23 protein-coding genes are annotated in these 23,293 nt (G+C 69.3%); 11 read left to right on the top strand and 12 right to left on the bottom strand.

Annotated features, from left to right (window positions below):
* Nucleotides 1–290: 290 nt before the first annotated feature.
* Nucleotides 291–1,727: a GuaB1 family IMP dehydrogenase-related protein gene (locus tag ACFVIV_RS09395; protein ID WP_379194328.1), complete on the bottom strand. Its 1,437-nt coding sequence runs from the start codon at nucleotides 1,725–1,727 to the stop codon at nucleotides 291–293.
* Nucleotides 1,728–2,048: 321 nt separating this feature from the next.
* Here ACFVIV_RS09395 and ACFVIV_RS09390 point away from each other — a divergent pair, with 321 nt between their 5' ends.
* Complete coding sequence (locus ACFVIV_RS09390) at nucleotides 2,049–2,489, top strand: nuclear transport factor 2 family protein (protein ID WP_379194327.1); 441 nt, start codon at nucleotides 2,049–2,051, stop codon at nucleotides 2,487–2,489.
* A gap of 92 nt (nucleotides 2,490–2,581) precedes the next feature.
* Here ACFVIV_RS09390 and ACFVIV_RS09385 read toward each other — a convergent pair whose 3' ends face one another.
* From ACFVIV_RS09385 to ACFVIV_RS09360, 6 genes are all read right to left on the bottom strand, one after another.
* Complete coding sequence (locus tag ACFVIV_RS09385) at nucleotides 2,582–4,000, bottom strand: DEAD/DEAH box helicase (RefSeq protein ID WP_379194326.1); 1,419 nt, start codon at nucleotides 3,998–4,000, stop codon at nucleotides 2,582–2,584.
* Nucleotides 3,993–4,937, bottom strand: a complete 945-nt coding sequence (locus ACFVIV_RS09380; protein ID WP_379194325.1) for a M48 family metalloprotease — start codon at nucleotides 4,935–4,937, stop codon at nucleotides 3,993–3,995. Before ACFVIV_RS09380 ends, ACFVIV_RS09385 begins: the two co-directional genes overlap by 8 nt.
* A gap of 43 nt (nucleotides 4,938–4,980) precedes the next feature.
* Nucleotides 4,981–5,388 (bottom strand): BlaI/MecI/CopY family transcriptional regulator, encoded by a 408-nt coding sequence (locus tag ACFVIV_RS09375; RefSeq protein WP_379194324.1) that lies wholly within the window; start codon nucleotides 5,386–5,388, stop codon nucleotides 4,981–4,983.
* A 74-nt stretch (nucleotides 5,389–5,462) separates the two neighbouring features.
* A complete protein-coding gene (locus ACFVIV_RS09370; protein ID WP_379194323.1) occupies nucleotides 5,463–6,311 on the bottom strand; it encodes an ABC transporter ATP-binding protein in 849 nt (282 codons plus the stop codon).
* Nucleotides 6,308–7,408, bottom strand: coding sequence for a FecCD family ABC transporter permease (locus ACFVIV_RS09365; RefSeq protein WP_379194322.1), 1,101 nt, complete (start codon nucleotides 7,406–7,408; stop codon nucleotides 6,308–6,310). Before ACFVIV_RS09365 ends, ACFVIV_RS09370 begins: the two co-directional genes overlap by 4 nt.
* A 343-nt stretch (nucleotides 7,409–7,751) precedes the next feature.
* Entirely contained in the window at nucleotides 7,752–8,789 is a 1,038-nt protein-coding gene (locus tag ACFVIV_RS09360; protein WP_379194321.1) for a FecCD family ABC transporter permease, read from the bottom strand.
* A gap of 102 nt (nucleotides 8,790–8,891) precedes the next feature.
* Here ACFVIV_RS09360 and ACFVIV_RS09355 point away from each other — a divergent pair, with 102 nt between their 5' ends.
* From ACFVIV_RS09355 to ACFVIV_RS09325, 7 genes are all read left to right on the top strand, one after another.
* Entirely contained in the window at nucleotides 8,892–9,599 is a 708-nt protein-coding gene (locus ACFVIV_RS09355) for a hypothetical protein (RefSeq protein WP_379194320.1), read from the top strand.
* 200 nt (nucleotides 9,600–9,799) lie between these two features.
* Nucleotides 9,800–10,189 (top strand): PaaI family thioesterase, encoded by a 390-nt coding sequence (locus ACFVIV_RS09350; RefSeq protein ID WP_379194928.1) that lies wholly within the window; start codon nucleotides 9,800–9,802, stop codon nucleotides 10,187–10,189.
* A gap of 120 nt (nucleotides 10,190–10,309) precedes the next feature.
* Entirely contained in the window at nucleotides 10,310–10,612 is a 303-nt protein-coding gene (locus ACFVIV_RS09345; protein ID WP_369636412.1) for an urease subunit gamma, read from the top strand.
* 5 nt (nucleotides 10,613–10,617) lie between these two features.
* The gene (locus tag ACFVIV_RS09340; protein WP_379194319.1) at nucleotides 10,618–10,929 is read left to right on the top strand and encodes an urease subunit beta; all 312 of its coding nucleotides are present in this window, start codon (nucleotides 10,618–10,620) and stop codon (nucleotides 10,927–10,929) included.
* Complete coding sequence (locus ACFVIV_RS09335) at nucleotides 10,929–12,650, top strand: urease subunit alpha (RefSeq protein WP_379194318.1); 1,722 nt, start codon at nucleotides 10,929–10,931, stop codon at nucleotides 12,648–12,650. The genes ACFVIV_RS09340 and ACFVIV_RS09335 overlap by 1 nt, the downstream gene beginning before the upstream one ends.
* 17 nt (nucleotides 12,651–12,667) lie before the next feature.
* Complete coding sequence (locus ACFVIV_RS09330; protein WP_379194317.1) at nucleotides 12,668–13,336, top strand: O-methyltransferase; 669 nt, start codon at nucleotides 12,668–12,670, stop codon at nucleotides 13,334–13,336.
* A gap of 28 nt (nucleotides 13,337–13,364) precedes the next feature.
* Nucleotides 13,365–13,778, top strand: coding sequence for a YchJ family protein (locus ACFVIV_RS09325; RefSeq protein WP_379194316.1), 414 nt, complete (start codon nucleotides 13,365–13,367; stop codon nucleotides 13,776–13,778).
* A 3-nt stretch (nucleotides 13,779–13,781) separates the two neighbouring features.
* Here the strand turns inward: ACFVIV_RS09325 and ACFVIV_RS09320 are convergent, their stop codons facing one another.
* Entirely contained in the window at nucleotides 13,782–14,561 is a 780-nt protein-coding gene (locus ACFVIV_RS09320; RefSeq protein WP_379194315.1) for a VOC family protein, read from the bottom strand.
* Between the two features lie 123 nt (nucleotides 14,562–14,684).
* Complete coding sequence (locus ACFVIV_RS09315; RefSeq protein ID WP_379194314.1) at nucleotides 14,685–15,353, bottom strand: TetR/AcrR family transcriptional regulator; 669 nt, start codon at nucleotides 15,351–15,353, stop codon at nucleotides 14,685–14,687.
* Between the two features lie 112 nt (nucleotides 15,354–15,465).
* Between ACFVIV_RS09315 and ACFVIV_RS09310 the strand changes: the two genes are divergently transcribed.
* Nucleotides 15,466–16,956 carry an MFS transporter gene (locus tag ACFVIV_RS09310; RefSeq protein WP_379194313.1) on the top strand — a complete coding sequence of 497 codons (1,491 nt, stop codon included), beginning with the start codon at nucleotides 15,466–15,468 and terminating at the stop codon, nucleotides 16,954–16,956.
* Nucleotides 16,957–16,983: 27 nt separating this feature from the next.
* On the top strand, nucleotides 16,984–17,883 hold the full coding sequence (locus ACFVIV_RS09305; protein ID WP_379194312.1) for an SDR family NAD(P)-dependent oxidoreductase: 900 nt from the start codon (nucleotides 16,984–16,986) through the stop codon (nucleotides 17,881–17,883).
* Nucleotides 17,884–17,949: 66 nt separating this feature from the next.
* Here ACFVIV_RS09305 and ACFVIV_RS09300 read toward each other — a convergent pair whose 3' ends face one another.
* Complete coding sequence (locus tag ACFVIV_RS09300; RefSeq protein ID WP_379194311.1) at nucleotides 17,950–18,930, bottom strand: zinc-binding dehydrogenase; 981 nt, start codon at nucleotides 18,928–18,930, stop codon at nucleotides 17,950–17,952.
* Nucleotides 18,931–19,063: 133 nt separating this feature from the next.
* On the opposite strand from ACFVIV_RS09300, the gene ACFVIV_RS09295 reads away from it, so the two are divergent.
* Nucleotides 19,064–19,696: an urease accessory protein UreF gene (locus ACFVIV_RS09295; RefSeq protein ID WP_379194310.1), complete on the top strand. Its 633-nt coding sequence runs from the start codon at nucleotides 19,064–19,066 to the stop codon at nucleotides 19,694–19,696.
* 42 nt (nucleotides 19,697–19,738) lie between these two features.
* Here ACFVIV_RS09295 and ACFVIV_RS09290 read toward each other — a convergent pair whose 3' ends face one another.
* Both ACFVIV_RS09290 and ACFVIV_RS09285 read right to left on the bottom strand, forming a co-directional pair.
* A complete protein-coding gene (locus tag ACFVIV_RS09290; protein ID WP_379194309.1) occupies nucleotides 19,739–20,689 on the bottom strand; it encodes a hypothetical protein in 951 nt (316 codons plus the stop codon).
* Nucleotides 20,686–23,196 carry a hypothetical protein gene (locus tag ACFVIV_RS09285; protein ID WP_379194308.1) on the bottom strand — a complete coding sequence of 837 codons (2,511 nt, stop codon included), beginning with the start codon at nucleotides 23,194–23,196 and terminating at the stop codon, nucleotides 20,686–20,688. Before ACFVIV_RS09285 ends, ACFVIV_RS09290 begins: the two co-directional genes overlap by 4 nt.
* Between the last annotated feature and the right edge of the window lie 97 nt (nucleotides 23,197–23,293).

Genomic DNA, 23,293 nt, shown 5'->3' with positions numbered 1-23,293 from the left:
GGGAACGCCGGGTTTGTCACCCGGCTCGGTAGAGGAGCCCTCCTGAGCGGCGCCCTTGGACGCGGGTGACAACTGGTTCCTTTCGAAGGACGGTAGTGGTGCGGCAATCGCTCGGTGGTGCCGAACGGGTCCGGTATCGCACATGGTACCGGGTGAAACGCGATGGCTATTGTTCGGGCGCACGGCCTCCGGTATGACCGGCTCAGACACAGATATGACCGGCCCGGACACATCGAACCCGGCGAGTCGGTGCGACTCGCCGGGAACGACTGTGCGGTCTTACAGAGTGGTCACCAGCCCGAGGGCAGCGGCCGGCCCTCGGCGAAACCGGCCGCCGACTGCACGCCCAGCGTGGCCCGCTCGTGGAATTCCGCGAGGGTGCGGGCGCCGGCGTAGGTGCAGGAGCTGCGCACACCGGAGGTGATGTGATCGATCAGGTCCTCCACGCCCGGGCGCTCGGGATCCAGGCGCATGCGCGAGCTGGAGATGCCCTCCTCGAACAGCGCCTTGCGGGCGCGGTCGAAGGCGGAATCGGAGGCGGTGCGGGCGGCCACGGCGCGCTTGGACGCCATGCCGAAGGACTCCTTGTAGCGATTGCCGTCGCGGTCGATGCGCATATCGCCGGGCGACTCGTAGGTGCCCGCGAACCAGGAACCGATCATGACGTTCGCCGCGCCCGCCGCGAGGGCCAGCGCCACATCGCGCGGGTGGCGGACGCCGCCGTCGGCCCACACGTGCTTGCCGAATTCCTTGGCGGCGGCGGCGCATTCGGCCACGGCCGAGAACTGCGGCCGGCCCACACCGGTCATCATGCGGGTGGTGCACATGGCGCCGGGGCCCACACCGACCTTGATGATGTCCGCGCCGGCCTCGATGAGATCGCGGGTGCCCGCGGCGGAGACCACATTGCCCGCCACCAGCGGCACGCCCAGATCCAGGGCGGCCACCGAGCGCAGCGCCTCCAGCATCTTGATCTGGTGACCGTGCGCGGTGTCCATGACCAGCACGTCCGCGCCGGCGTCGACGAGCGCCTTGGCCTTGGCCGGGACATCGCCGTTGATGCCGACCGCGGCGGCAATGCGCAGCTGGCCCTGCGCGTCCACGGCGGGCTGGTAGATGCCGGCGCGAATGGTGCCGGTGCGGGTCATGACGCCGGCCAGGGTGCCGTCGGCATTGACCAGCACGGCCAGATCGCGATGGCGGGCGTGCAGCAGGTCGAAGACCTCACGCGGCGAGGCGTCGGCCGGGGCGGAGACGAAATCGGTCTCGGCCACGGTGCTCAGCCGGGCGAAGCGGTCGACATCCGCGCAGGCGGCCTCGGTGACGACGCCGACCGGCTTGCCGTCCTCGACCACGATGACGGCGCCGTGCGCGCGCTTGTGAATCAGCGCCAGCGCATCGGACACCGACTGATCCGGATCCAGGGTGACCGGGGTGTCGGCGGTGAGCGAGCGGCTCTTCACGAAGGCGATGGTGTCCGCGGCCGCCGGGATCGGCAGATCCTGCGGCAGCACCACGATGCCGCCGCGGCGGGCCACCGTCTCGGCCATGCGGCGGCCGGCGACGGCGGTCATATTGGCGACGACCAGCGGAATGGTGGTCCCGGTGCCGTCGCTCGAGGACAGGTCGACATCGAAACGCGAGGTCACATCCGTCCGGCTGGGGACGAGGAAGACATCGTCGTAGGTCAAGTCGTAGGGCGGATTCTGCCCGGGAAGAAACTGCACGGTTGTTGCCGCTCCATAGGTTGACGTGGGGTTTTCGTGTTCTCCATGCTCCGATAGCAGGTATATGGCACGAATTCACCCGAAGGTCATCCACTGGGCCGGATTGCCCTTCGCGCGCTACCTGGTGTCACGCATGCAACGCACCAGTGTAGTCGGCCACCTCGGCCATGGACGGCACCCAGTGCCCATTGCAACGCTGTGCTGTCGAACACGTTGTCATTCCGAAAGGTTGTTCCGGACGGCCGGACGCTGGAAGTGTGCGGAGCGGCGGGCCGGTCGCATCCGGTTGCGCGCCTGCCGGGGTGGCCGTAATTTCGCGCTGTGACAGGCACCTCCGAGCTCGCCGACCGCATCGCCATCGGCGACACCATCACCAAGCTGTTCGTTTATACCGATCAGGCCCGCTGGGGCGATCTGCTCGAATCCGTCTTCGCCGAGCGGGTGTTCTTCGACGGCGGATTCGGCGATCCCGGCGCCGAGCGTCCCGCCACCTTCATCACCGAGGCGTGGGCCGAGGGCCTGGGCGGACTGGACGCCGTGCACCACCAGGCCGGAAACCATCTGGTGGAGATCACCGGCGACACCGCCGTCGCGCATGCGGACGCCATTGCCGTGCATGTGAAGAACGATGCGGCGCACGGGAAGACGCGCACCTTCGTGGGCAGCTACGACCTCGGGTTCCAGCGCACCGCCAAGGGCTGGCGGATCGATCGCTTCGAATACCACCTCAAGGTGATCGACGGGAATGCCGACCTCACCTGAGCGGGTAGCTCAGCAATAGCCATCGTGGTCCGGCGCGGCGAAGCCCTCGGCGTGTCCAGGGTGATGCCGGAGTGTCGCCGGACCGCCTGGTCTCAGCGCCCGGAGCGGCGTGCCGCGCCCGGTTTGCGTTTCTTATTGTGCTGGCGGCTGCCGGTGCGCGGATCGACGCGCGGGCGGAAGGACGGTCGCGGCGAATCGGGTTCGGCCGCAACGGGAACGGCCGGATCGGGGACCGGGCGCCCGGAGGGGCGACGGGCGCCGGTGATCTCGGCCAGGCGGCGATCGCCGGGGCGGACCTCGACGTCGGTGAGGGTGACGCTGGCGCGGCGGGCCATCTCGGCGGCCTCCGCGCGCTCGTCCGGGGTGACGACGGTGACCACGGTGCCGCTCGCTCCCGCGCGGGCGGTGCGGCCGGTGCGATGCAGGTAGTCCTTCGGGTCCTCCGGCGGATCGACGTGCACGACGAGGGAGATGTCGTCGACGTGGATGCCGCGCGCGGCCACATCGGTGGCGACCAGGACGGGCGCGGTGCCGTCAGCGAAGGCGGCCAGCGTGCGATTGCGGTGGTTCTGCGATTTGCCGCCGTGCAGCGCGGCGGCGGGGATACCGGATTCGCGCAGGCGGCGGGCGAGTTTGTCGGCGGCGTACTGGGTGCGCACGAACAGCAGGGTGCGGCCCGCGCGGGCGGCGATCTCATTGACGACCGTGCGCTTGTCGTTGCGGCGGACGTGCAGCGCGTAATGGGTAATGGCCGGTGCGGATGCGCCCGGTCCGGCGGCTGCGCCGGACGAGGGAGCGCCGGGCGTCTGGAGACCAGCGGCATCTACCGTGGCCGAGTTCGCGCTTCCCTCAGCGGCTTCGGGTGAGCCGCCGGGTTGCGCCGTGATCGCATGCCGGACAGGGGAGTCGAGGTAGCGCTCGATGAGGGTGTCCACGGTGTCGTCCAAGGTGGCCGAGAACAGCAGTTGCTGGGCGTCTTCCGGAACGCGATTGAGGACAGCCGTGAGCTGCGGCAGGAAGCCGAGCTCGGACATGTGGTCGGCCTCGTCGACGGTCACCACCTGCACCGCGGACAGGTCGGCGGCCTTGCGGCCGATGAGGTCGGTGAGGCGGCCGGGTGTGGCGATGAGCAGGTCGACGCCGCGGCGCAGGCGCTCTTCCTGATTCTTGATCGGCAGACCGCCGACGGCCGTGGCCATGCGCAGGCCGAGCGACAACGCGGGCTCGTCCAGCGCGGATTCGATCTGAATGGCCAGCTCGCGCGTCGGCGCGAGGACCAGCCCGCGCGGGCGGCCCGGCGCCGAGGGCGCGCCGAAGAGGCGGACCAGCATGGGCAGGCCGAAGGCGAGGGTTTTGCCCGAACCCGTTGCGGCACGGCCGAGTACGTCGTGACCGGCGAGGATGTCGGGAATAACGGCGGCTTGAATGGGGAAGGGCTTGTCGATGCCGTCCCGGCGCAGGGCATGCACCAGCACCGGCGGAAGACCCAGCTCCGCAAAGGTCTCAGGCACGCGTCACCAGCAGTCGGCTCAGTTCCTGTAGCCACGGAATGGCCACGGCGAGGGTCGGCACCACCAGGATGGCGGCCGCGGCCAGATAGGCCGCCGCCGCGATCTTCAGATCGCCCATGGGTCCGGCCAGGCGCTGGATGCGGATGAGCGTGGTCGGCCCGCCCACGGCCATGGCGCCTTGCGGGGCAGGGGAATTGGAGCAGGCCACCAGGGCGCGGGCCAGGGGAGTGGGTCCGGTGACCTTGACCGCCGAATCATCGGCGAGCAGTTCGATGAGCAGCTTCACCGAATCCAGCGCGGATTTGGAGCGCACCACCCGCGGGAAGGCCTCGTGCGCGGCGGTGAACGCCTCCAGCACCAGATCGTGGCGGGCGCGCAGATGCGACCGTTCGTGGCTGACGATCGCGGTCAACTCCTCATCGGAAAGATTGGTCACGGTGCCTTGGCTCAGCACCACGCGCTGGCGGATGCCGGGCAGGCAGTAGGCAATGGGTTCGGCGGCGGCCAGCACCCGGATATCGGCGGACTTGCGTTCCACCCCGCTCTGATCCAGCAGGTCGACCAGCATGCGGTGCCGGGCCCGGCGCCGCCGGGTGTGCACGCCGACGCGGATCACCGAGAAGATGAGCCGCGCGCCGATGAGCAGGGTGAGCGCGAAGACGGTGACATAGGCCAGCCACAGCGGCAGGCCGAGCGCGTCGATCTCCTGGCTCGGGGTGGTGGTGGGGCGTCCGTCGGGTCCGGGCACGAGCAGGCGGCTGGCGATGGCCAGGCCGGAACTGAATGCCGACAGCACGGCCGCGAGCGCGATCGCCTGCCAGAGCACCAGTGCCGCACGGGGACTGCGATAGGGCCATTGGGCTCGGCTGAGCAGCGCCGGGGCCGGTCCCGCCAGAAACAATGCGAGACCGGCGAATACCGCCGCTGTTACGTCCATTCCTCAGCTCACTACGTTGTGGGGGTCTGGCCGAGGTTGTCGTTTAAGGCTGCTTGCCATCTCCCGACTGCTTGCGCGCCGCCTCGGTTGCTTCGAGCTTAGCGAGTGCATCGCGCAATGCGGCAGCCTCATCGGCTCCGACTTGTTCGACGAAGTGCACGAGCGCCGCCCGGCGGCTGCCGACTTCGTCGGCTTGCTGGAGGGCGTCCACCATGAGGGAGGCGACGAGTTCGTCGCGGGTGTGCACGGGGGCGTAGCGATGCGCGCGATCGTCGCGCTGCTGGACCACCAGATTCTTCTTCGCCAGACGCTGCAGCACAGTCATCACCGTGGTGTACGCGAGTTCGCGGCGCTCGGCGAGAGCCTCGTGGACCTGCCGCACCGTCTGGGGTTCATCGGCCGACCACAACTGGTCCATGACCGCTTTCTCGAGTTCACCAAGACCTGCCATCCCACAAGTTTACGGAGACAACGACACGAATGCGTACTACAAGTCGTCGTAACCGGGTAGTTGCTGGTGTGGGATTAGTCATAGCGGCGGGCCGGAACTTTTTCGCAGCCCGCGGATCCGTGCACATGCCGGGTGCCGATGGGCACGATCATCGGTCGCCCGGACACCGGATCTTCGAGGACTTCGGCGCGCAGGCCGAAAACTTCCTGCAACAGCTCGGCGGTGACGATATCGGCCGGTCGGCCGTGCGCGACGATGCGGCCGGCGTGCATGACGACCAGACGGTCGCTGTAGCGGATGGCGAGATTGAGATCGTGCAGCACCATGACGACCGTGCGGCCGTAGTCGTCGTGCAGGCGATCGACGAGATCGAGGACCTCGAGGGAGTGGGCGAGATCCAGATACGTGGTGGGCTCGTCGAGCAGCAGGATGTCGGTGCCCTGGGCCAGGGCCATGGAGATCCAGGCGCGCTGACGCTGGCCGCCGGACAGCTCGTCGAGGGTGCGGTCGGCGAGATCGGCGATGCCGGTCTGCTCGAGCGCGGTGGTCACCTCGGTTTCGTCGTCGGCGGACCACTGGCGCAGCCAGGACTGATGCGGATGACGGCCGCGCGCAACCAGATCCGCGACGGTGAGACCCTCCGGGGCGACCGGAGTCTGCGGGAGCATGCCGACGATGCGAGCGATGTCCTTGGTCTTCATGGTCGAAATGGCCTTGCCGTCCAGCACGACCCGGCCCGCCTTGGGGCGCAGCAGCCGGCCCAGCGAGCGCAGCAGCGTCGACTTACCGCAGCCGTTCGGCCCGATAACGGTAGTGATCAGGCCGGGTTCGATAGCAAGGCTGAGCCCGTCGACTACGACACGGTCGCCGTAGCCGAGGGTGATGTCCTCGGCGCCGAGGTGATGGTTTTCGACGGCGGTCACAGGGTCGCCTTCCGGTTCGCGCGGACGAGCAGATAGATCAAGAATGGCGCACCGAATGCCGCGGTCACCACGCCGACGGGCAGGTCGACGGGAAACAGCGTGCGGGAGGCCAGATCCGAGCCCAGCACCAGAATGGCTCCGATCAGGGCGGAGGCGATGATCGGCTCACCGGGGGTGCGGAGCAGGCGGCGCGCGATCTGCGGCGCGGCCAGGCCGACGAAGCCCAGCGGGCCGACGGCGGCCGTGGCGAGCGCGGTGGCGGTGACGGCGGATCCGATGAGAACCGCCTGCTGGGTTTGGATCCGGACGCCGAGCACCCGGGTGGTGTCATTGCCGAACCGCAGCGCGGCCAGGGTGCGGGCCGAGGCGGCGGTCACGGTGAGGGTGATCGCGAGACCGATGGCGGCGGGCCACAGCGTGGACCAGTCGGCCTTGTTCAGCGACCCGGTCAGCCAATGCTGGGACCGCGACGCATCCATGAGCGTGGCGCGCGTGAGCAACCAGCTCACGACCGCCAGCAGCGCGGCATTCGCCCCGATGCCGATGAGCACCAACCGGAATCCCATCACCCCGCTGTCCCCGGACGCATTGCGCCCCCACGCCAGCAGGTAGATGGCCACGCCGGTGAGCAGGCCCGCGGCCAGCGCCGCGAGCGGAACGCCCAGCGTGACAATCACTCCGGTGGTCGCGAACCCCGCCCCCGAGATCACCAGGACCGCGCCGACGCTCGCACCGGCGGTGATACCGAGGATGTCCGGACTGGCCAGCGGATTGTGCAGGATCGACTGCGTGATCGCGCCCGCCATCCCCAGCGCCGCACCGACCACGACGGCCGTCAGCGCACGGGGCAGTCGCGAATCCAAAATGAGGAACCGCTGCGCCCGGGTTCCGCCGCCGCCCAGCACATCCAGCACCGTGCCGAGCGGCAGCCGATACTCGCCGATGGCGATATCCAGCGCGAAAAGCACGAGCAGAAGGGCGATGAGGGCCGCGACGGTCAGCAGCGCGCCGATGCGCAGCACCGTCGAGAACCTGCCGATCCGCAGCGCCGGCCTGACCGCGCGCACCGCCGGGGGCGCCGGCGTCGAAGTGCTCACAGCCCACCAACTTTCGCAGTGCCCCGGACTCCGGTCATCTCCTGGTGAAATCTGGCCATTGCGGCGTGCCCCCTGGTCATTCCGGCGTGCCTTTGGCCGGAATCTACCGCGCCGGGCGGTGTATGGCGGGCGTGGATCCCGGCCACAAGCACGCCGGGATGACGGGTGGAGAGGCCGGGGTGACGGGTGGAGAGGCCGGGGTGACGGGTGGAGAGGCCGGGGTGACGGGTGGAGAGGCCAGGATGGCGGGTGGAGAGGCCGGGGTGACGGGTGGAGAGGCCAGGATGGCGGGTGGAGAGGCCGGGGTGACGGGTGGACGTGCCCAGGTGACCGGGGGAGAGGCTCACAGGCTCACCAGCTTTCGGCGGCGCACCATGAGGATGAAGAAGGGGGCGCCGATCGCTGCCAGGGTGACGCCGGCCTGGAGTTCGCCCGGACGTGCGATGAGGCGGCCGACGGTGTCCGCGAGGAGCAGGGTGAGTGCGCCGATGAGGCCCGAATAGGGCAGTAGCCAGCGGTAATCCGGGCCGGTGAGGGCGCGGGCCAGGTGCGGGACGATCAGGCCGAGGAAGGCGATCGGGCCGACTGCGGCGGTGGCGGCGCCGGCGAGCAGGACGACCGATGCCAGGCCGAGCATGCGGCTGCGGGTGAGGTTGACGCCCAGGCCGCGCGCCACATCGTCGCCGAGGCCGAGCAGGTTCAAGCCGGGTGCGGCGATCAGGGCCAGGACCATACCGACCGCCAGGAAGGGCAGCACCTGCCGGAAGACCGAGGCGTCGTGCCCGGCGACATCGCCGACCACCCAATAGCGGTAGGTGTTGAGGGCCGTCTCGTCCATGAGGACAACGACATTGGTCATGGCCTGCAGGAACGCGGTCACGGCCGCACCGGCGAGCACCAGGCTCAGCGGGCTGGCCTTGCCGCCGCCGATGGCGGAGACGCCGAAGACGACGAGTCCGGCGATGAGCGCGCCCGCGAAGGCGAACCAGATGTATTGCGCCGGGGTGGTGAGCGCGAACAGGTGAATGCTGAGCGCGGCGAGGAACGCCGCGCCCGCATTGAGTCCGAGTAATCCGGCGTCTGCCAGCGGGTTTCGGGTGTAGCCCTGAATCAGCGCACCCGCCATGCCGAGGGCCAGGCCGGTAATGAGCGCCAGTCCGGTTCGCGGCAGCCGCAATTCGCGCACGATCTGCTCGGCGGCGTCCTGGGACGGGCACGTCAGGGGCAGCCCGCCCGGGCAGGTGAGCGCCTCCCACACCGTATTCAGCGGCAATGTCCGCGATCCGAGGGCGATGCTGGCCGCCAGTGCGCACAGCAAGAGCGCGGACAACAGCAGAAGTCCGGACAGACGTCGCCGTCTGGTGGTGACTACGGCGGGCACGGTGACGAACTACTCCTGATGAGTTCATTGCTGATCTAAGTATGGTAACCCTAACCTATCTTCCGTTCCGGCCCGCAAACGTCGAGTGATGAGGAGGTTCGAATGCTCGAACCCGTGACCGTGTGCCCCCCTCGCGATATGAGGCTGTCCTTCGGCCGCGCGTGCGCCCGGCTGCGTGCGCTGCAACCGGAGCATCCGCGCGTGTACGCCGTTGCCGCCATGGCTGATCAGGGCAAACGCCGGTGGTGGCGATTGGCCGACGGGGTTCGTGAAGGCCGTATCGAGCTCATGTACCGGCGTCACGCCGCCGAGATGACCGATGCCGGAATCGCCGCCGAGGTGGTGGCCACCGCCCTCATTCACGCGGTCGTCGGCCGCGTCATGGCCCTGCTCGTCTCCGAGGGCCGGGCCTGGGATCCCGGCCTGGAGAACCTGTGGATCCACACCGACAATGACGGCGGCATCGACTGGGCCGGGCTGGCCGACACCACGATCCGCGTGATCGAGGGCGACCGCCTCGACGGCGAACCGGGCATCGTGACCCTGCCCTGCGAGCCCGCCCTCTACGTCTGGCTGGCCGCCCGCAGCGAACCGGCCCTGATCCTGATCCAGCAGGCCATGGCTCGCTGCTCGGGCCTGGGCGCGCGCCGCTACTGGTCCCTCGTCGCGGAATCCATTGTCGGTGCGGCGACCTATGTTCCGGCGCTGGCGGGCACCAACTCCTCCGAGGGCGCGCGGCGCGGCCAGGCCATGCTCGCGGCCTTGGAGGATCGCGGATTGCCGGTGCGAAGGGCTTGCTTTGTTAGGTAAGCCTGACCTACACTGAGAACCGGCGTTAGGATCGAGCGAGAGTCCGGAGGGCTGCCGAGACCCCCGATCCACTGCCGCGGCGGGTTCCCCTTCGGGGGGAGCCCGCCGCTTCGTATTCCGGGCCCTGTGCCAGGGTGGATCTCATGACGCAGCCTGACTTCTCATCGATCCGCTCCATGGCCGATGTGACGCCCGAACTCATGAACAAGCTGAGCGAGGGCACCTTCACCGACCTCATCGGTCTGAAGTTCACCGAGACCAGCCCGGATCGGGTCACGGCGGAATGGGTGGTCACCCCGCAGCAGTTCCAGCCTTTCGGCATCGTGAACGGCGGCGTGTACTGCACCGTCATCGAATCCCTCGCCAGTTTCGCGGCCAGCGTCTGGCTGGGCGAGCGCGGCACCGTGGTCGGCGTGAACAACAACACCGACTTCCTGCGCTCGGCGCGCGAGGGCAAGCTGCGCGGGGTGGCGACGCCGATTCATCGCGGGCGGTCGCAGCAGCTGTGGGTCGTGGTGATCACCGATGAGCAGGAGCGCACCGTGGCGCGGGGCCAGGTGCGGCTGCAGAACATGTACGCGCAGAACTGATTCGCGGCCGCGCGGCGGATTTCCGCCGACGCGCAGTGCAACATCGCCGAAACATGCAGGTAACGCGGGGCGTGCCAGAATGACCGACGACCCGCCCCGCGACCTCGGTGAGGAGCCCGAATGCGTTTGTCGCCGCACGAGCAGGAACGCCTGCTGCTGAGTTACGCGGCCGAATTGGCTCGGCGGCGGCAGGCCCGGGGGTTGAAGCTCAATCACCCCGAGGCGATCGCACTCATTACCGACCACGTCCTGGAGGGGGCGCGCGACGGGCGGACCGTGGCCGAGCTCATGGCCTCCGGGCGCACCGTGCTCACCCGCGACGACGTGATGGACGGCGTGCCGGAGATGATCCACGACGTCCAGGTGGAGGCCACCTTTCCCGACGGCACCAAGCTCGTCACCGTCCACCACCCGATCGGATGACGCGCGTGATTCCTGGTGAATACCTGTGTGCCGAAGGCACTATCGAGCTCAACCCCGGAGCCGACCGCATCGAACTGGATGTGGTGAACACCGGTGACCGGCCGGTCCAGGTCGGATCGCACGTGCACTTCCCGCAGGCCAATGCGGCGCTGCGCTTCGATCGCGAGGCCGCGCACGGCCGCCGCCTCGATATTCCCGCGGGCACCGCGGTGCGGTTCGAACCCGGTCTGGGCCAGCGGGTTTCGCTGGTGCCCCTGGGCGGGACCCGCGAAGTGCACGGAATCAGCCTCACCCCACCCGGAAAGCTGGATGCCTGATGGCCGAACTCTCCCGCGCCCGCTACGCCGAACTGTTCGGACCGACCGTCGGCGACCGAATCCGGCTGGCGGACACCGATCTGCTCATCGAGATCACCGAGGACCGCAGCGGCGGACCGGGTCTCGCCGGTGACGAGGCCGTCTTCGGCGGCGGCAAGGTGCTGCGCGAATCCATGGGCCAGGCGCGCGCCACCCGGGCGCAGGGCACCCCGGACACCGTCATCACCGGCGTGGTGATCGTCGATCACTGGGGAATCATCAAGGCGGACATCGGCATTCGCGACGGGCGCATCTGCGCCATCGGCAAGGCCGGTAATCCCGACACCATGAGCGGCGTGCACCCGGATCTGGTGGTCGGCCCGTCGACCGAGATCATCGCCGGTAACGGCCGCATCGTCACCGCGGGCGCCATCGACTGCCACGTGCACTTCATCTGTCCCCAGATCCTCGACGAGGCAATCGGTTCCGGCATCACCACCCTGATCGGCGGCGGCACCGGCCCGGCCGAGGGATCCAAGGCCACCACGGTCACGCCGGGCGCGTGGCATCTGGGCCGCATGCTGGAGGCCACCGACTCGTGGCCGGTGAACATCGTGCTGCTGGGCAAGGGCAATACCGTCAGCCAGGACGCGCTGTGGGAGCAATTGCGCGGCGGCGCGGCGGCTTTCAAACTGCATGAGGACTGGGGGACCACGCCCGCGGCCATCGACGCCTGCCTCACCGTGGCCGACGCCTCGGGTGTGCAGGTGGCGCTGCACTCGGACACCTTGAACGAGGCCGGATTCGTGGAGGACACCCTGGCCGCCATTCGCGGCCGGGCCATCCACTCGTATCACACCGAGGGCGCGGGCGGCGGGCACGCGCCCGACATCATCACCGTCGCTTCGCATCTCAATGTGGTGCCCAGCTCCACCAATCCGACCCGGCCGCACACCGTGAACACCCTGGACGAGCATCTGGACATGCTCATGGTGTGCCATCACCTGAGCCCGTCCATTCCCGAGGATCTGGCCTTCGCGGAGAGCCGCATCCGGCCCTCCACCATTGCCGCCGAGGATCTGCTGCACGATATGGGCGCGATCTCCATGATCGGCAGCGACGCCCAGGCCATGGGCCGCATCGGCGAGGTGGTCATGCGCACCTGGCAGACCGCGCACGTCATGAAGCGCCGGCGCGGCGCGCTGGCGGGCGACGGGGCGGCCGACAACAACCGGGTGCAGCGCTATGTCGCCAAGTACACGATCTGCCCGGCCGTGGCGCACGGCCTGGATGCCGAGATCGGGTCGATCGAGGTGGGCAAGCTGGCGGATCTGGTGCTGTGGGAGCCCGCGTTCTTCGGGGTGCGCCCGCACGCGGTGCTCAAGGGCGGCGTGATCGCCTGGGCCGCCATGGGTGACGCCAATGCCTCCATTCCGACCCCGCAGCCGGTGCTGCCGCGCCCCATGTTCGGCGCGTCGCCCATCGTGGCGGCGGGGGCCTCGCTGCATTTCGTGTCCGAGCAGGCCATCGAGGACGGTCTGGCCGAGCGGCTGCGGGTGAACCGGAAACTGGTGCCGGTGGCCAATGTTCGCAAGCGCACCAAGGCCGATATGGTCCGCAATGACGCCATGCCGCGCATCGAGGTGGATCCCGACACCTTCACCGTGCGCATCGACGGCGAGGTGTGGGCGGAGGAGCCCGCCACCGAACTGCCCATGGCGCAGAGGTATTTTCTGTTCTGAGTGGCAGACTGCCCAGTATGAGCAACTCGGACTGGGCAGAAGTGGACCGCTACCTCGCGGATACGGTCGTGGGAGACCAGGATTCGGCGACCCTCGAGGCGAACGCGGCCGCTGGCTTACCCGCGATCGACGTCTCGCCGCCGCAGGGCAAGTGGCTCTACCTGCTCGCCAAATCCATGCGCGCGGAACGAGTCCTGGAGATCGGCACCCTCGGCGGCTACAGCACCACCTGGCTGGCGCGCGCCGTCGGTAAGGAAGGCCGCGTCGTCACTCTCGAATTCGATCCTCATCACGCCGAGGTGGCCCGCGCCAATCTGGACCGGGCCGGGGTCGGGGATCGCGTGGACGTGCTACCCGGGGCCGCCCTGGAAACCCTGCCCCTTATCGCCCAGCGCAAACCGGAACCCTTCGACCTGGTCTTCATCGACGCCGACAAGATCAACAACTCCAACTATGTGAACTGGGCGCTGAAACTCACCCGCCCCGGCTCGGTCATCATCGTCGACAATGTGGTCCGCCACGGCGCCATCGTCGACGCCGATCCCGACGCCGCCGCCCAGGCCAGTCGCGATGTCATCGAATTGTTCGCCGCCGAACCGCGATTGGACGCCACCGTCCTGCAAACCGTCGGCAGCAAGGGCTGGGACGGCTTCGCCTACGCCGTCGTCGTCGACCCCGAGGAGTAGGGATCGGGCCGGATTGGAGAATGGGTGCGTGTCCAAGCGCCGCAACTCCACTCCGGTCCCGCAGTCCTGTCCGTGCGGGCTGCCCGCGAACTATGCCGACTGCTGTGGACGGCTGCACCGGGGCGAGGTGTCGGCGAGCAGCGCCGAGCAGTTGATGCGCTCGCGATTCAGCGCCTTCGCCGTCCGGGACGAGGGGTATCTGCTGCGCAGCTGGGACCCCTCGACCCGGCCGGTCGAGGTGGATTTCGACCCGGGGATGCGCTGGGAGGAGCTCGAGATCATCGGCTCGACCGGCGGCGGGCCCTTCCACACCGAGGGCACGGTGGAGTTCCGGGCCCACTATCGATCGCACGGCGCGGCGGGCGTGCTGCACGAGAACAGCCGGTTCCGCCGCGACAACGGGGCGTGGGTCTACCTCGACGGCGTGATCGAGGGTTCGTAATCGTCAGTGCGGGAAGGCCATGACGGCGAAGGCCGCGCCCGCCGGATCGGCGAGGACGCCGACGCGGGAGGGGCCGGGAAGGTCCTTCGGTTCGTCGATGATCTTGCCGCCCAGTTCGACCGCGCGGGCGACGGTGGCGTCGGCATCGGGGACGTGGATGGTCATGGACCAGAACGGGGCCGGTTCGCCGGGGGCGGCCCGGTGCGCGCCGCCGAATTCGCCGGTGCCCGGGGCAGAGATGGCCTGGTAGGGGTTTTCGGTGGCGGTTTCCCAGGCGGCATTGGTGTGGGTCCAGCCGAGGACCTTCGCGTAATGGGCGAGGGCGTCGGCGGGGGCGCGGGTCGCGGCGTATTCGACCCAGCAGGGATTGTTCGGCGCCATCCAGCGTTCGGTGCCGGGATCGGTGATGGGCTGGGCGAGGCCGTAGGGCGCGCCGTCCGGATCGGTGAGAATGGCGAATTTCAGGCGGCCGAAGACGTCGGCGGGCGCGACGAAGACGCCCGCGCCGGCACCGACCGCGGCGGTGGTGGTGGCTTCGAGATCGGCGACCGCGAAGTAGGGGAGCCAGACGGCCGGTTTCCCGGTGCCGTCCGGGTTGGCGGCCGAGACGACGCCCGCGACCTGGGCGTCGTCCTGGCGCAGGATGGTGTAGTGACCGGCCTCGGGACCGGTGTCCTGGGCGGTCCAGCCGAACAGGTCGCAGTAGAAGGCGGCGGTGGCGGGGATATCGGGGGCGCTGACGTCGAACCAGCGGGGTGTGCCCGGGATGAAAGCGGGAGGCATGGTTGCTCCTCGTCGTCGGAGACGGTTCGTGCGCGCAGTGCGGGCAGGACCGCACCGCGTGCATCCGTACAGACGATGCCCGGCAGGCAAACTCATCGCCGCCACCGACACGCGACGGGGTGACTAGCGCCGGGCGCGGGCCTCGAAGCCGTCGCAAAGTGCGCTGAGACCGGAATCGAGCATGGCCACCGGATCGAGCAGATCGGCGCGGCCGGTGCCCTCCAGCGCGGCGAGCGCGGGCGTGGGCGGCCAGCAGGGCGTGCCGTCGAGCAGGGCCTCCAGGCCGGAACGCTCATCGGCCTCGCTGTCGCGAGCCGAGAGCAGGCGCGCGCTCACCTGCTGCAGCGCGACGCCGGCGATATAGCTCCACACCGACAGCGACATGCGGGTGGCCTCGCGGGTGTCGACGCCGAGTTCGCGGAAGCCCTCGACCAGCCAGCTCAGCACGATGAGGCTGTTCTCGCCGAAGTTGTAGCGCGGCACCGCGAAGGTGAACAGCACCCACGGATGTTCTTGATACAGCCGCCAATCCACCTCGGCGGCAATGCGCACCCGGTCCCGCCAGGTCCAGCCCTGGCCCTCGGGCGAGGGGTAGGGATTGCGCCGGGAGACCTCGTCGGTCATCTCCGCGAGCAGTGTGTCCTTATTGGGCACGTGCCGGTACAGCGACATGGCCCCCGCGCCCATGCGCTCGGCGATCCGCCGCATGGACAGGGCATCGAGCCCGGATTCGTCGGCCAGGGCGATGGCGGTGTCGACGATGGCGGCCCTGGTGAGCTTGGCCTCTGTCATCGGACGAATTCTTCCCTTCCCCGCGCCGTTGTGCGTACACTGTACTCCGGCCGCGCGTACGTCGTACGCGCGCTCCTCAGTTCGAAGCCCGGATCGACCCGAAGGATAGGTGATGACCAGCACGCTCGCGCATTCCGCCGCGAAGACTCCCCGACGCGCCTGGGCCGGACTGGCGGTATTGCTGCTGCCGGTGCTGCTCGTGTCGATGGATATGTCGGTGCTGTATCTCGCCATGCCGACCCTCACCGCGCACCTGGATCCCTCTGCGACGGAACAGTTGTGGATTCTGGACATCTACGGCTTCCTGATCGCCGGGCTGCTGATCACCATGGGCAATCTGGGTGATCGGATCGGGCGGCGCAATATTCTGCTCGCGGGTGCGACCATCTTCGGAATCGCCTCGGTGCTGGCGGCTTTCGCGCCGAGCGCGCCGGTGCTGATCGCGGCCCGCGCGCTCATGGGCGTGGGCGGCGCGACCCTGCTGCCGTCGAGCCTGGCCTTGATTTCCACGCTGTTCCCCGATCAGCGGGCGCGCAATACCGCCATCGGCGTGTGGACGGCGTTCTTCGCGGGCGGGTCGGCGGTGGGGCCGATCATCGGCGGCGTGCTGCTGCACCAATTCTGGTGGGGTTCGGTGTTTCTCATCAATACGCCGGTGCTGCTGGTGCTGCTGGTCTTCGGGCCGTTGCTGCTGCCGGAGCATCGCGCGGCGGGCCTCGCGCCCCTGGACCTGCCGAGCGTGGCGCTGTCGATCGGCGGCATTCTGCCGGTCGTGTACGCGATCAAGGAATTCGCGGCGCACGGGTTCACCGCACCGTCGGTGGGCATCGGACTGGTCGGCGTGCTGTTGCTGACACTGTTCATCCGGCGGCAGCGGACCCTGACCGAACCGCTGGTGGATCTGAGCCTGTTCCGGCGCGGACTGTTCTCGGTGGCGGTCGGCTCCAGCACCGTGGGCATGCTGGCGCTGGCCGGGATGAGCTTCCTGACCAGCACGTACTTGCAGTCGGTCACCGGGCGCGACGCCCTGCAGGCGGCACTGCTGGGCATCCCCATGGCCATTGTCGTGTTCGCCTGCTCGATGGGCGGCTCGCGGATCGGGCATCTGCTCGGCACCAAGACCAGCTTCGTGCTGTCGCTGGGTATGGCGGCGGTCGGCAATCTGCTGCTGCTGGGACTGGGCGTGGACGGCGGAATCGGCTGGTACATCGCCGGATCGGTGATCGCGGGCGCGGGCTTCGGCATTGCGTTCACGCTGGTGTCGGAGGTGTCGGTGTCCTCGGTGCCGCCGGAGCGGGCCGGATCCGCGGTGGGCATCTCGGAGACCAGTTTCGAGCTCGGCAACGGCCTGGGCCTGGCGCTGCTGGGTTCGCTGGCGGCGCTGGTGTTCCGGTCCGGCGGCGATTTCGCGCCGACGCTGGGGGAGACCATCGCCCGCGCGGGGCACGACACCGCGCTGATCGATTCCGCGCGTTCGTCTTTCGTGCACGGCATGCATTTCGCGACCACCGCGGGCGCGATTCTGCTGGCCGTCATGGCGGTCATCGCGCTGGTGGCCAAGCCGGCGCCGGTGCGCGCCAATTCCGCGCACTCCGGGTCGTAATCCCGTCCGGCGTCCTAGAGTCGAGGCGTGGGTGAGAATTCCGCGCCGAATCCGGAGAATCGCAACGGGACCACTGGGCGGCCGCTCGCCGAGCGGGTGGCCACCAGACTGTTCTATCCGACCTCGCGCCCGCGCGAGAAATCGCTGCGGGACGCGGTCTCCGGGCGCGTGATCCTGGTGACCGGCGCCTCGCACGGCATCGGCAAGGTGACGGCGAAGAAACTCGCGGCCGCGGGGGCGATCGTGCTGCTGGTGGCGCGCACCCGCGAGGACCTCGACCAGGTGGCCGCGGAAATCGGCGCGGCGGGCGGGACGGCGCACGTCTACCAGGCCGACATCACCGATATGGAGGCCGTCGAACAACTGGGCCGCACCATTCTCGACGAGCACGACCACGTGGACGTCATGATCAATAATGCGGGCAAGTCGATCCGCCGGTCGCTCGCGAAATCCTACGACCGCTTCCACGACTTCACCCGCACCATCGACGTCAACTACCTCGGTCCGGTACGCCTGCTCCTCACCCTCCTGCCGAATATGCGCGAGCGCGGTCGGGGACACATCGTGAACGTGTCCACCTGGGGCCTGCGCATGCCGCCCGCCCCGCGCTGGTCCGCCTACGGCGCCTCGAAAGCCGCCTTCGACGTCTGGTTGCGCACCGTGGCAACGGAAATCGCCGCCGACGGCGTGACCACTACTTCGGTCTACATGCCCCTGGTGCACACCCGCATGAGCGCACCCACCGACTTCTCCGGCGTACCAGGACTCACCGCAGACGAAGCCGCCGACCTCATCTGCCACGCGGTCACCGCCAAACCCCTCGAGATCTCACCGTGGTGGACCGGGCCCGTGCAGGCGTGGACCGATCTGCGGCGCGGGGCGGCGCAAAGGTTCATGGAGCGAAGCTTCCGCACGCTGAAGGGATGAGCTCGCAGCCTTCAGGTGCTGAGCGGGGCGATGAGTTTCCGCTTCGGCGGCGGAGTTCGCGCGCTCTCAGGGGACGAGCACGACCTTTCCGGTCGTCGCCCGCGTCTCCAGCGCGCGATGTGCGGCAGCTGCTTCCGCCAGCGGAAACTGTTGCACGGCAGGGCGCAAGCGCCCGGCGGCGGCTTCGGCGAGTGCCCGCAGTTCGAGATTGCGGATACCGCCCGCCTGCTCGAACATGCGCTGGCCCAGTACATTCCGCGAGATCACCCCGCGCGAAGTGAGCTCTTCCTCGGTGAAATCGGCCGAGCCGGATGCCGCGCCGAAATCCAGGCGCTGCCCACCCTTGTCGAGCAGATCGATTGCCGCGCGGGCGATCTCGCCGCCCACGCCGTCGAAGAGCAGGGTCGCCGGTCGCTCGCCGTACGCGACGCGCACCCGATCCAGCCATCCGGGTTGCCGGTAGTCGACGGCGAGGTCCGCGCCATTGCCCCGCACCATCGCCACCTTCTCCGCCCCGCCCGCCAGGCCGATGACCTGCGCCCCAGCATTCTTCAGATACTGCACCAGCAGCGTGCCGATTCCGCCCGCGGCAGCGGTCACCACGGCGACGGTGTCCGTGTCGATCGGCGGCGCGAATTGCAGAATGCCCATGGCGGTCCGGCCCGTCCCGATCATGGCGACCGCCTCCGCCGGCGTGAGCCCCGCCGGAATCGCATGCAGCCGTCCGGCATCGGTGACCGCCTGCTCGGCGTACCCGCCCGGCACCGGCCCGAGGTACGCGACCACCGGCCGCCCGACCCAGCTCTGATCCATTCCCGCCCCGACCTGATCGACCGTCCCCGCCACCTCGCGGCCGGGAATGGTCGGAAGTTCGGGCAATGGAATGGGTCCCGCCGTACCTCCCCGCCGCAGCGAGGTGTCGATGAAGTGCACCCCCGCCGCCTGCACCGCGATTCGCACCTGCCCGGACCCGGGTTCGAGATCGTCGACGGCGTCGTAGCGCAGGTTCTCGGCCGGTCCGAACGCATGAAGACGGATGGCGTGCACGGCAACTCCTAGTGATTCGACTGATCGCACCGCCCAGCCTGCAACCCGAACCATGGTTCAGGTCAAGTGCGCGGTCAGACGGCCCTGAGGACACCGCTTACTATCGAACGATGCGTTACCCGGAGACCCGCCGATGAGCTTGGCTACGCTGCTCACCCTCGCCGACTCGCGCCTGCCGATCGGTGGCCACGTCCACTCCGGCGGCGTCGAAGAGGCGATCACCTCCGGGCTGCTCCGCGATGTGCCCACCGTCGAGCTCTATCTGCGCCGCCGTATCCGCACCTCGGGTCTGGTCGCCGCCTCGCTGGCCGCCGCCGTCTGCGCGGAGACCCTCACTCCGGCCCGTGCCGAGCTCGAGGCGGACGCGCGCACGCCTTCCCCCTCGGCTCGCACCGCCTCCCGCGCCCAGGGGCGCGGCTTGCTCCGCCTGGCGAAGCAGGTCTGGCCGCAAGCCCAGTGGTCGGGCCTGGGAACGCGGCCGCATCTGTCGACGGTTTTCGGTGTCGTCGGTGCGGAATCCGGGGCCTCTCCCGAGGAGATCGCCGGGGTCGTCGTGTACACGACCATGACCGGTGCGGCCACTGCGGCACAGCGATTGCTGGCGCTCGACCCGGCTGCCGTGGCCGCTTGCACGATTCGTCTCGCGGCGGTGTGCGACCAGACGGCCCGCCAAGCGACCAAGGGTTTGGCTGCATTGTCCGATCCGCTGCAGGATGTCCTGGCTGAGCGTCACTTGCTGCGGGATATGCCGCTCTTTGCGTCGTAGGCGCGCGAATCCGGCTGGGGCACAGCGGGCTCAGTAATTGGCTTATTCGAGCAAGGTGCCGATCGATCGGACCGGCCCGGTACGCCAAGGCGGAGTCCAGCGTGACGACTGCCGCTCGGCCGCCGGGGCGGGGGACACCGATACTTCGATCTCATCGCGCTGCGGGCCGTACTCCAGGGATACGGTGTGTGCACCGGCGGTGGGCCGGGAAACCACGGCGCGGGGACCGGTTCCGGCCGACTCGCCGTCGACGCGCCAGTGCAGTGCGGCGGGGTCGCCGTCGCCGTCGAGTCGGCCTTCCAGTACCAGCAGCCCGTCGTCGTAGCGTGCCGCATTCGGGTCGGGCGGGGTGATCCGCGGGTAGGCCGGGCGTCGTTCGACATCCAGGACCGGGCTCGACACGGTGACCGTGCGGGTGCCGTCGCTGTAGCTCACCGTCAGGCGGCACTGGCCGGCGGCGGGGAGGTCGGCGAGGGGGAGTGGTACGAGCGCTGGATCGCCGCCGCCGACGTCGATGAGCCCTAGCGGCACCGATGGATCGCCGGAACCCGTTGTCTCCCAACGGGCGACGAGATGTGCGCCGGGCGGTGGTGGCGGGCCGTCGATGCGGACGGGTATCCGCACGGTCCGATCGCGCGCCAGCCGGGCGCCCCCCACTGCGGTGAGGTCGAGGCTGACGGCGGCGGGTGCGGGGACCGGGCGCCGGTAGGTCTCCACCTCGTCGTGGCGCACCACGAGGTGCGCGGATTCCCTTGGCAGCGGCAGGAATGCGTCGAGGCGGGTGAGGGGTGCACCGCTGCCCGGGCAGTCCACGAGCTGTTCGATGGCCGCGGGGGCGAGGGCGAGGATCCGGCCGGACTCGTCGGTGGCGAGGACCGTCCAGCCGGATGCCGGGCCGGGGGGTGTTCGCGCGTCGTCCGGGGCGCTGCCCCACCAGCCGGGGGTGAAATGGCCGCCGTGGTCGATGGTTCCGGTGATGTGCACGACGCTCATGGCCGGCCTACCTGGAGGAAGACCCGGCGCCAGCGTTCCGGGCTGGGCCAGGTGGGTTCGGGGCAGTAGGTGCGGACCATGACATCGCGGGCATTGCGCACGAACGCATTGCCCCACATGTCGTATCCGGGGACCACCACATCCCCGCCGTTAGGGAAGGAGGAGGGCGGGTCGCCGGCGATCCCGCACAGCGCCAGGTGGTTCTGCGCGAACAGGTGGCAGATCTCGTGCGCGGTGGTCAATCCGGTCGCGTCGGTGGCGCCCACCCACGGGCCGGGTGCGTAGCCGCCCACTCCGACCGGGCCGACGACCAGCCAGATCTCGTCCCGCCAGGACGGGGTGGCGGTGCCGCCGCGCTCGGCGATGAGGTCCTCGATCAGATGCCCGTTCTGTTCGACCGGCGAATTGGTCAGGGTGAGGATCTGCGGGTCCGGAATCGGCAGCAGGCTGGCGGCCGCGCGCAATGCCTCCCGGCACGCTTGATCGGAAGGTGCGGGCCGCGGTTGTTCGCCCGGCGACAGATTGGTGGTGCGCCCCCAGGCGCGGTAGCGGATGCGGACGCGGCGGCGGGGATGGAACGTGACATTGTTGCCCGCCTCCAGCGTCCAGCTCGGGCCGTCCAGGCTGCGCACCCGCACGGTGGCCTCGAGCACCAGCCAGCCCGGCACGCCCGTCGATCCGATCGGGCCGCCTTGGCAAATCTCCGGCGGCAGTACGACATTGAACGTGCGCGGACTGTTGCCCTGCGCCAGCCACTGCTGATAGGCGGCCAAGGAGGCGAATCCGGGCCCGGATGGCAGTTCCACGTCCGATGCCGGCGGCGCCGCATCGGCCGTCGAATGACTCGGCCGCAAGGTCACGCCCAAATGCCCGATCAGCGGGCCGTGGACCTCGAGAGTGGCCGACGCGGTGAGGGTTTCGCCCGGTGGCATTTGCGGCACCGCGGCCCACCAGTCGATGACGGCCACGCTGCGTTTATCGGCGACCAGCGGAATCGTGGGCCCGCCAGCGGGATTCAGGGCTTCGCCGCCGGTCGCCGCCTGCACTTCCACATCGCCGCCGGCGATGCCCTGGAACACCGCCACCGACGCCGCTTGCAGCGCTGGGCCTGTCGTGATCAGCGCCAGTGTGGCGCGGGTGGTGCCGCACTGGTTGATGGCGTCGACGGCGAAGGTCCCGCGCACCGGCGTGGCCGTCGCCGTCAACACCAGCTTCCCGCTCGATGCATTCAAACCGGTTACCGCACTGGGATATCCGGAAGCGGAGAGGATGGCCGTAGCCCCGGCGTCCAAGGCGCGCACGGTGACGCTGTCACCCCCGAACCCCTGCCAGGCCACCCGGAACGCCTGCCCCGTCCGCAGATGCAGCGTCCCGGCATTCCACTGCTCGACCGGCCCGGTCGTCGGCGCCACATCGGCGAGCACCCGCGGCTTACCGGCGCTGTACTGCGCGGCCGCCACCGGCGCCGGACTGTCCTCGTAGGGCACCTCGGCATCCCAGTTGCCCGGGCAGCCGCGCGCATGCATGGCATCGTTGAGCCGCCGATTCCGCGCCTTGGCCCACGTGTTGTAGTCGGCGATGAAGTTCAGATCCGCGAACGCCGCCGTACCGGAGATCGCATTGCCGGGCAGCGCCACCACGATCACGGTGTCCGACCAGCTCGACAGCGCCATCTTGCGATACACGACTCGCGACGTGACGCTGTCCCACGTCGCCGCGATCACCCCGACCCCCGCCGCGGGCGCGGTCCCGAACCCGTGCCCGCGAATCGTCATGGTGGGCGCGGAACCACACGCGTCACCGATCTCGACCCGTTCGATCCCCGTGGTGGACAACGGATCACCGACCGGCGGCGGATGCGCCACCAGATCGTCGTCCAGCAACCGCAGATACGACAACTCACACACCGTCGGCGACGTCCGCACCAGCGCCGCGATATCGGTCCGATCCAGCGACGGCCACCACCGCGACTGCTCACCCGCCCCGTCACCCACATAGTCGTCAACGGGCGTGTCGGCCAGCATCGAAAGATCGGCCTGATAGCCCGGATCCCACGGATACCCGTCCAGCCTCCGCTCGGCGATCATCGCGATAGTCGACAACTGCCGGATCACCGCCGCCCCCGCAACCCCCGCCAGCCGCAGCGCGGTCTCACCGAGCGCCCCCACCCCCTCCGCATCGATCAACCCCGCGGACACGGCCTCCAAGTCCCCGGCCCGCCCGTCCCCGACGCTCTCCACCTCCCCCGGGTACTCGCTCGTCTTCGCCCCGCTCGTCTCCTCCGCGCCGGTCCCTTCAGCGACCTCGACCGTGATGCGCAGCGAAACCTCCCTGGGATACGACGTCTCCCCGGCGATCCCCGGCACCAGATCCGGAACGGCACGCCGCAGTTCCGCCAGTGCCTCCGCGAAAGCCTCACCCGCCCCGAACACTCCGCCCCGCGCGTCGAACGCCATCCCCGCCAGCCGATCGAGAATGCGATGCGCCGCGAACAGCGGAGAATTCACGATGCCATCGATCTCGGAATCCCTGGCCCTGGCCCGCGCCGCCACGGTGTCCCAGCGAACGGGCCACACAACCGCTGAACTTGGCTCGGCCATCTCA

Origin of the sequence: Nocardia sp. NPDC127526 (genome assembly GCF_042672265.1) — a bacterium.
Lineage (GTDB): Bacteria > Actinomycetota > Actinomycetes > Mycobacteriales > Mycobacteriaceae > Nocardia.
The sequence above is the reverse complement of the archived record's forward strand: the minus strand, read 5'-3'. Positions and strand labels throughout refer to the sequence as shown.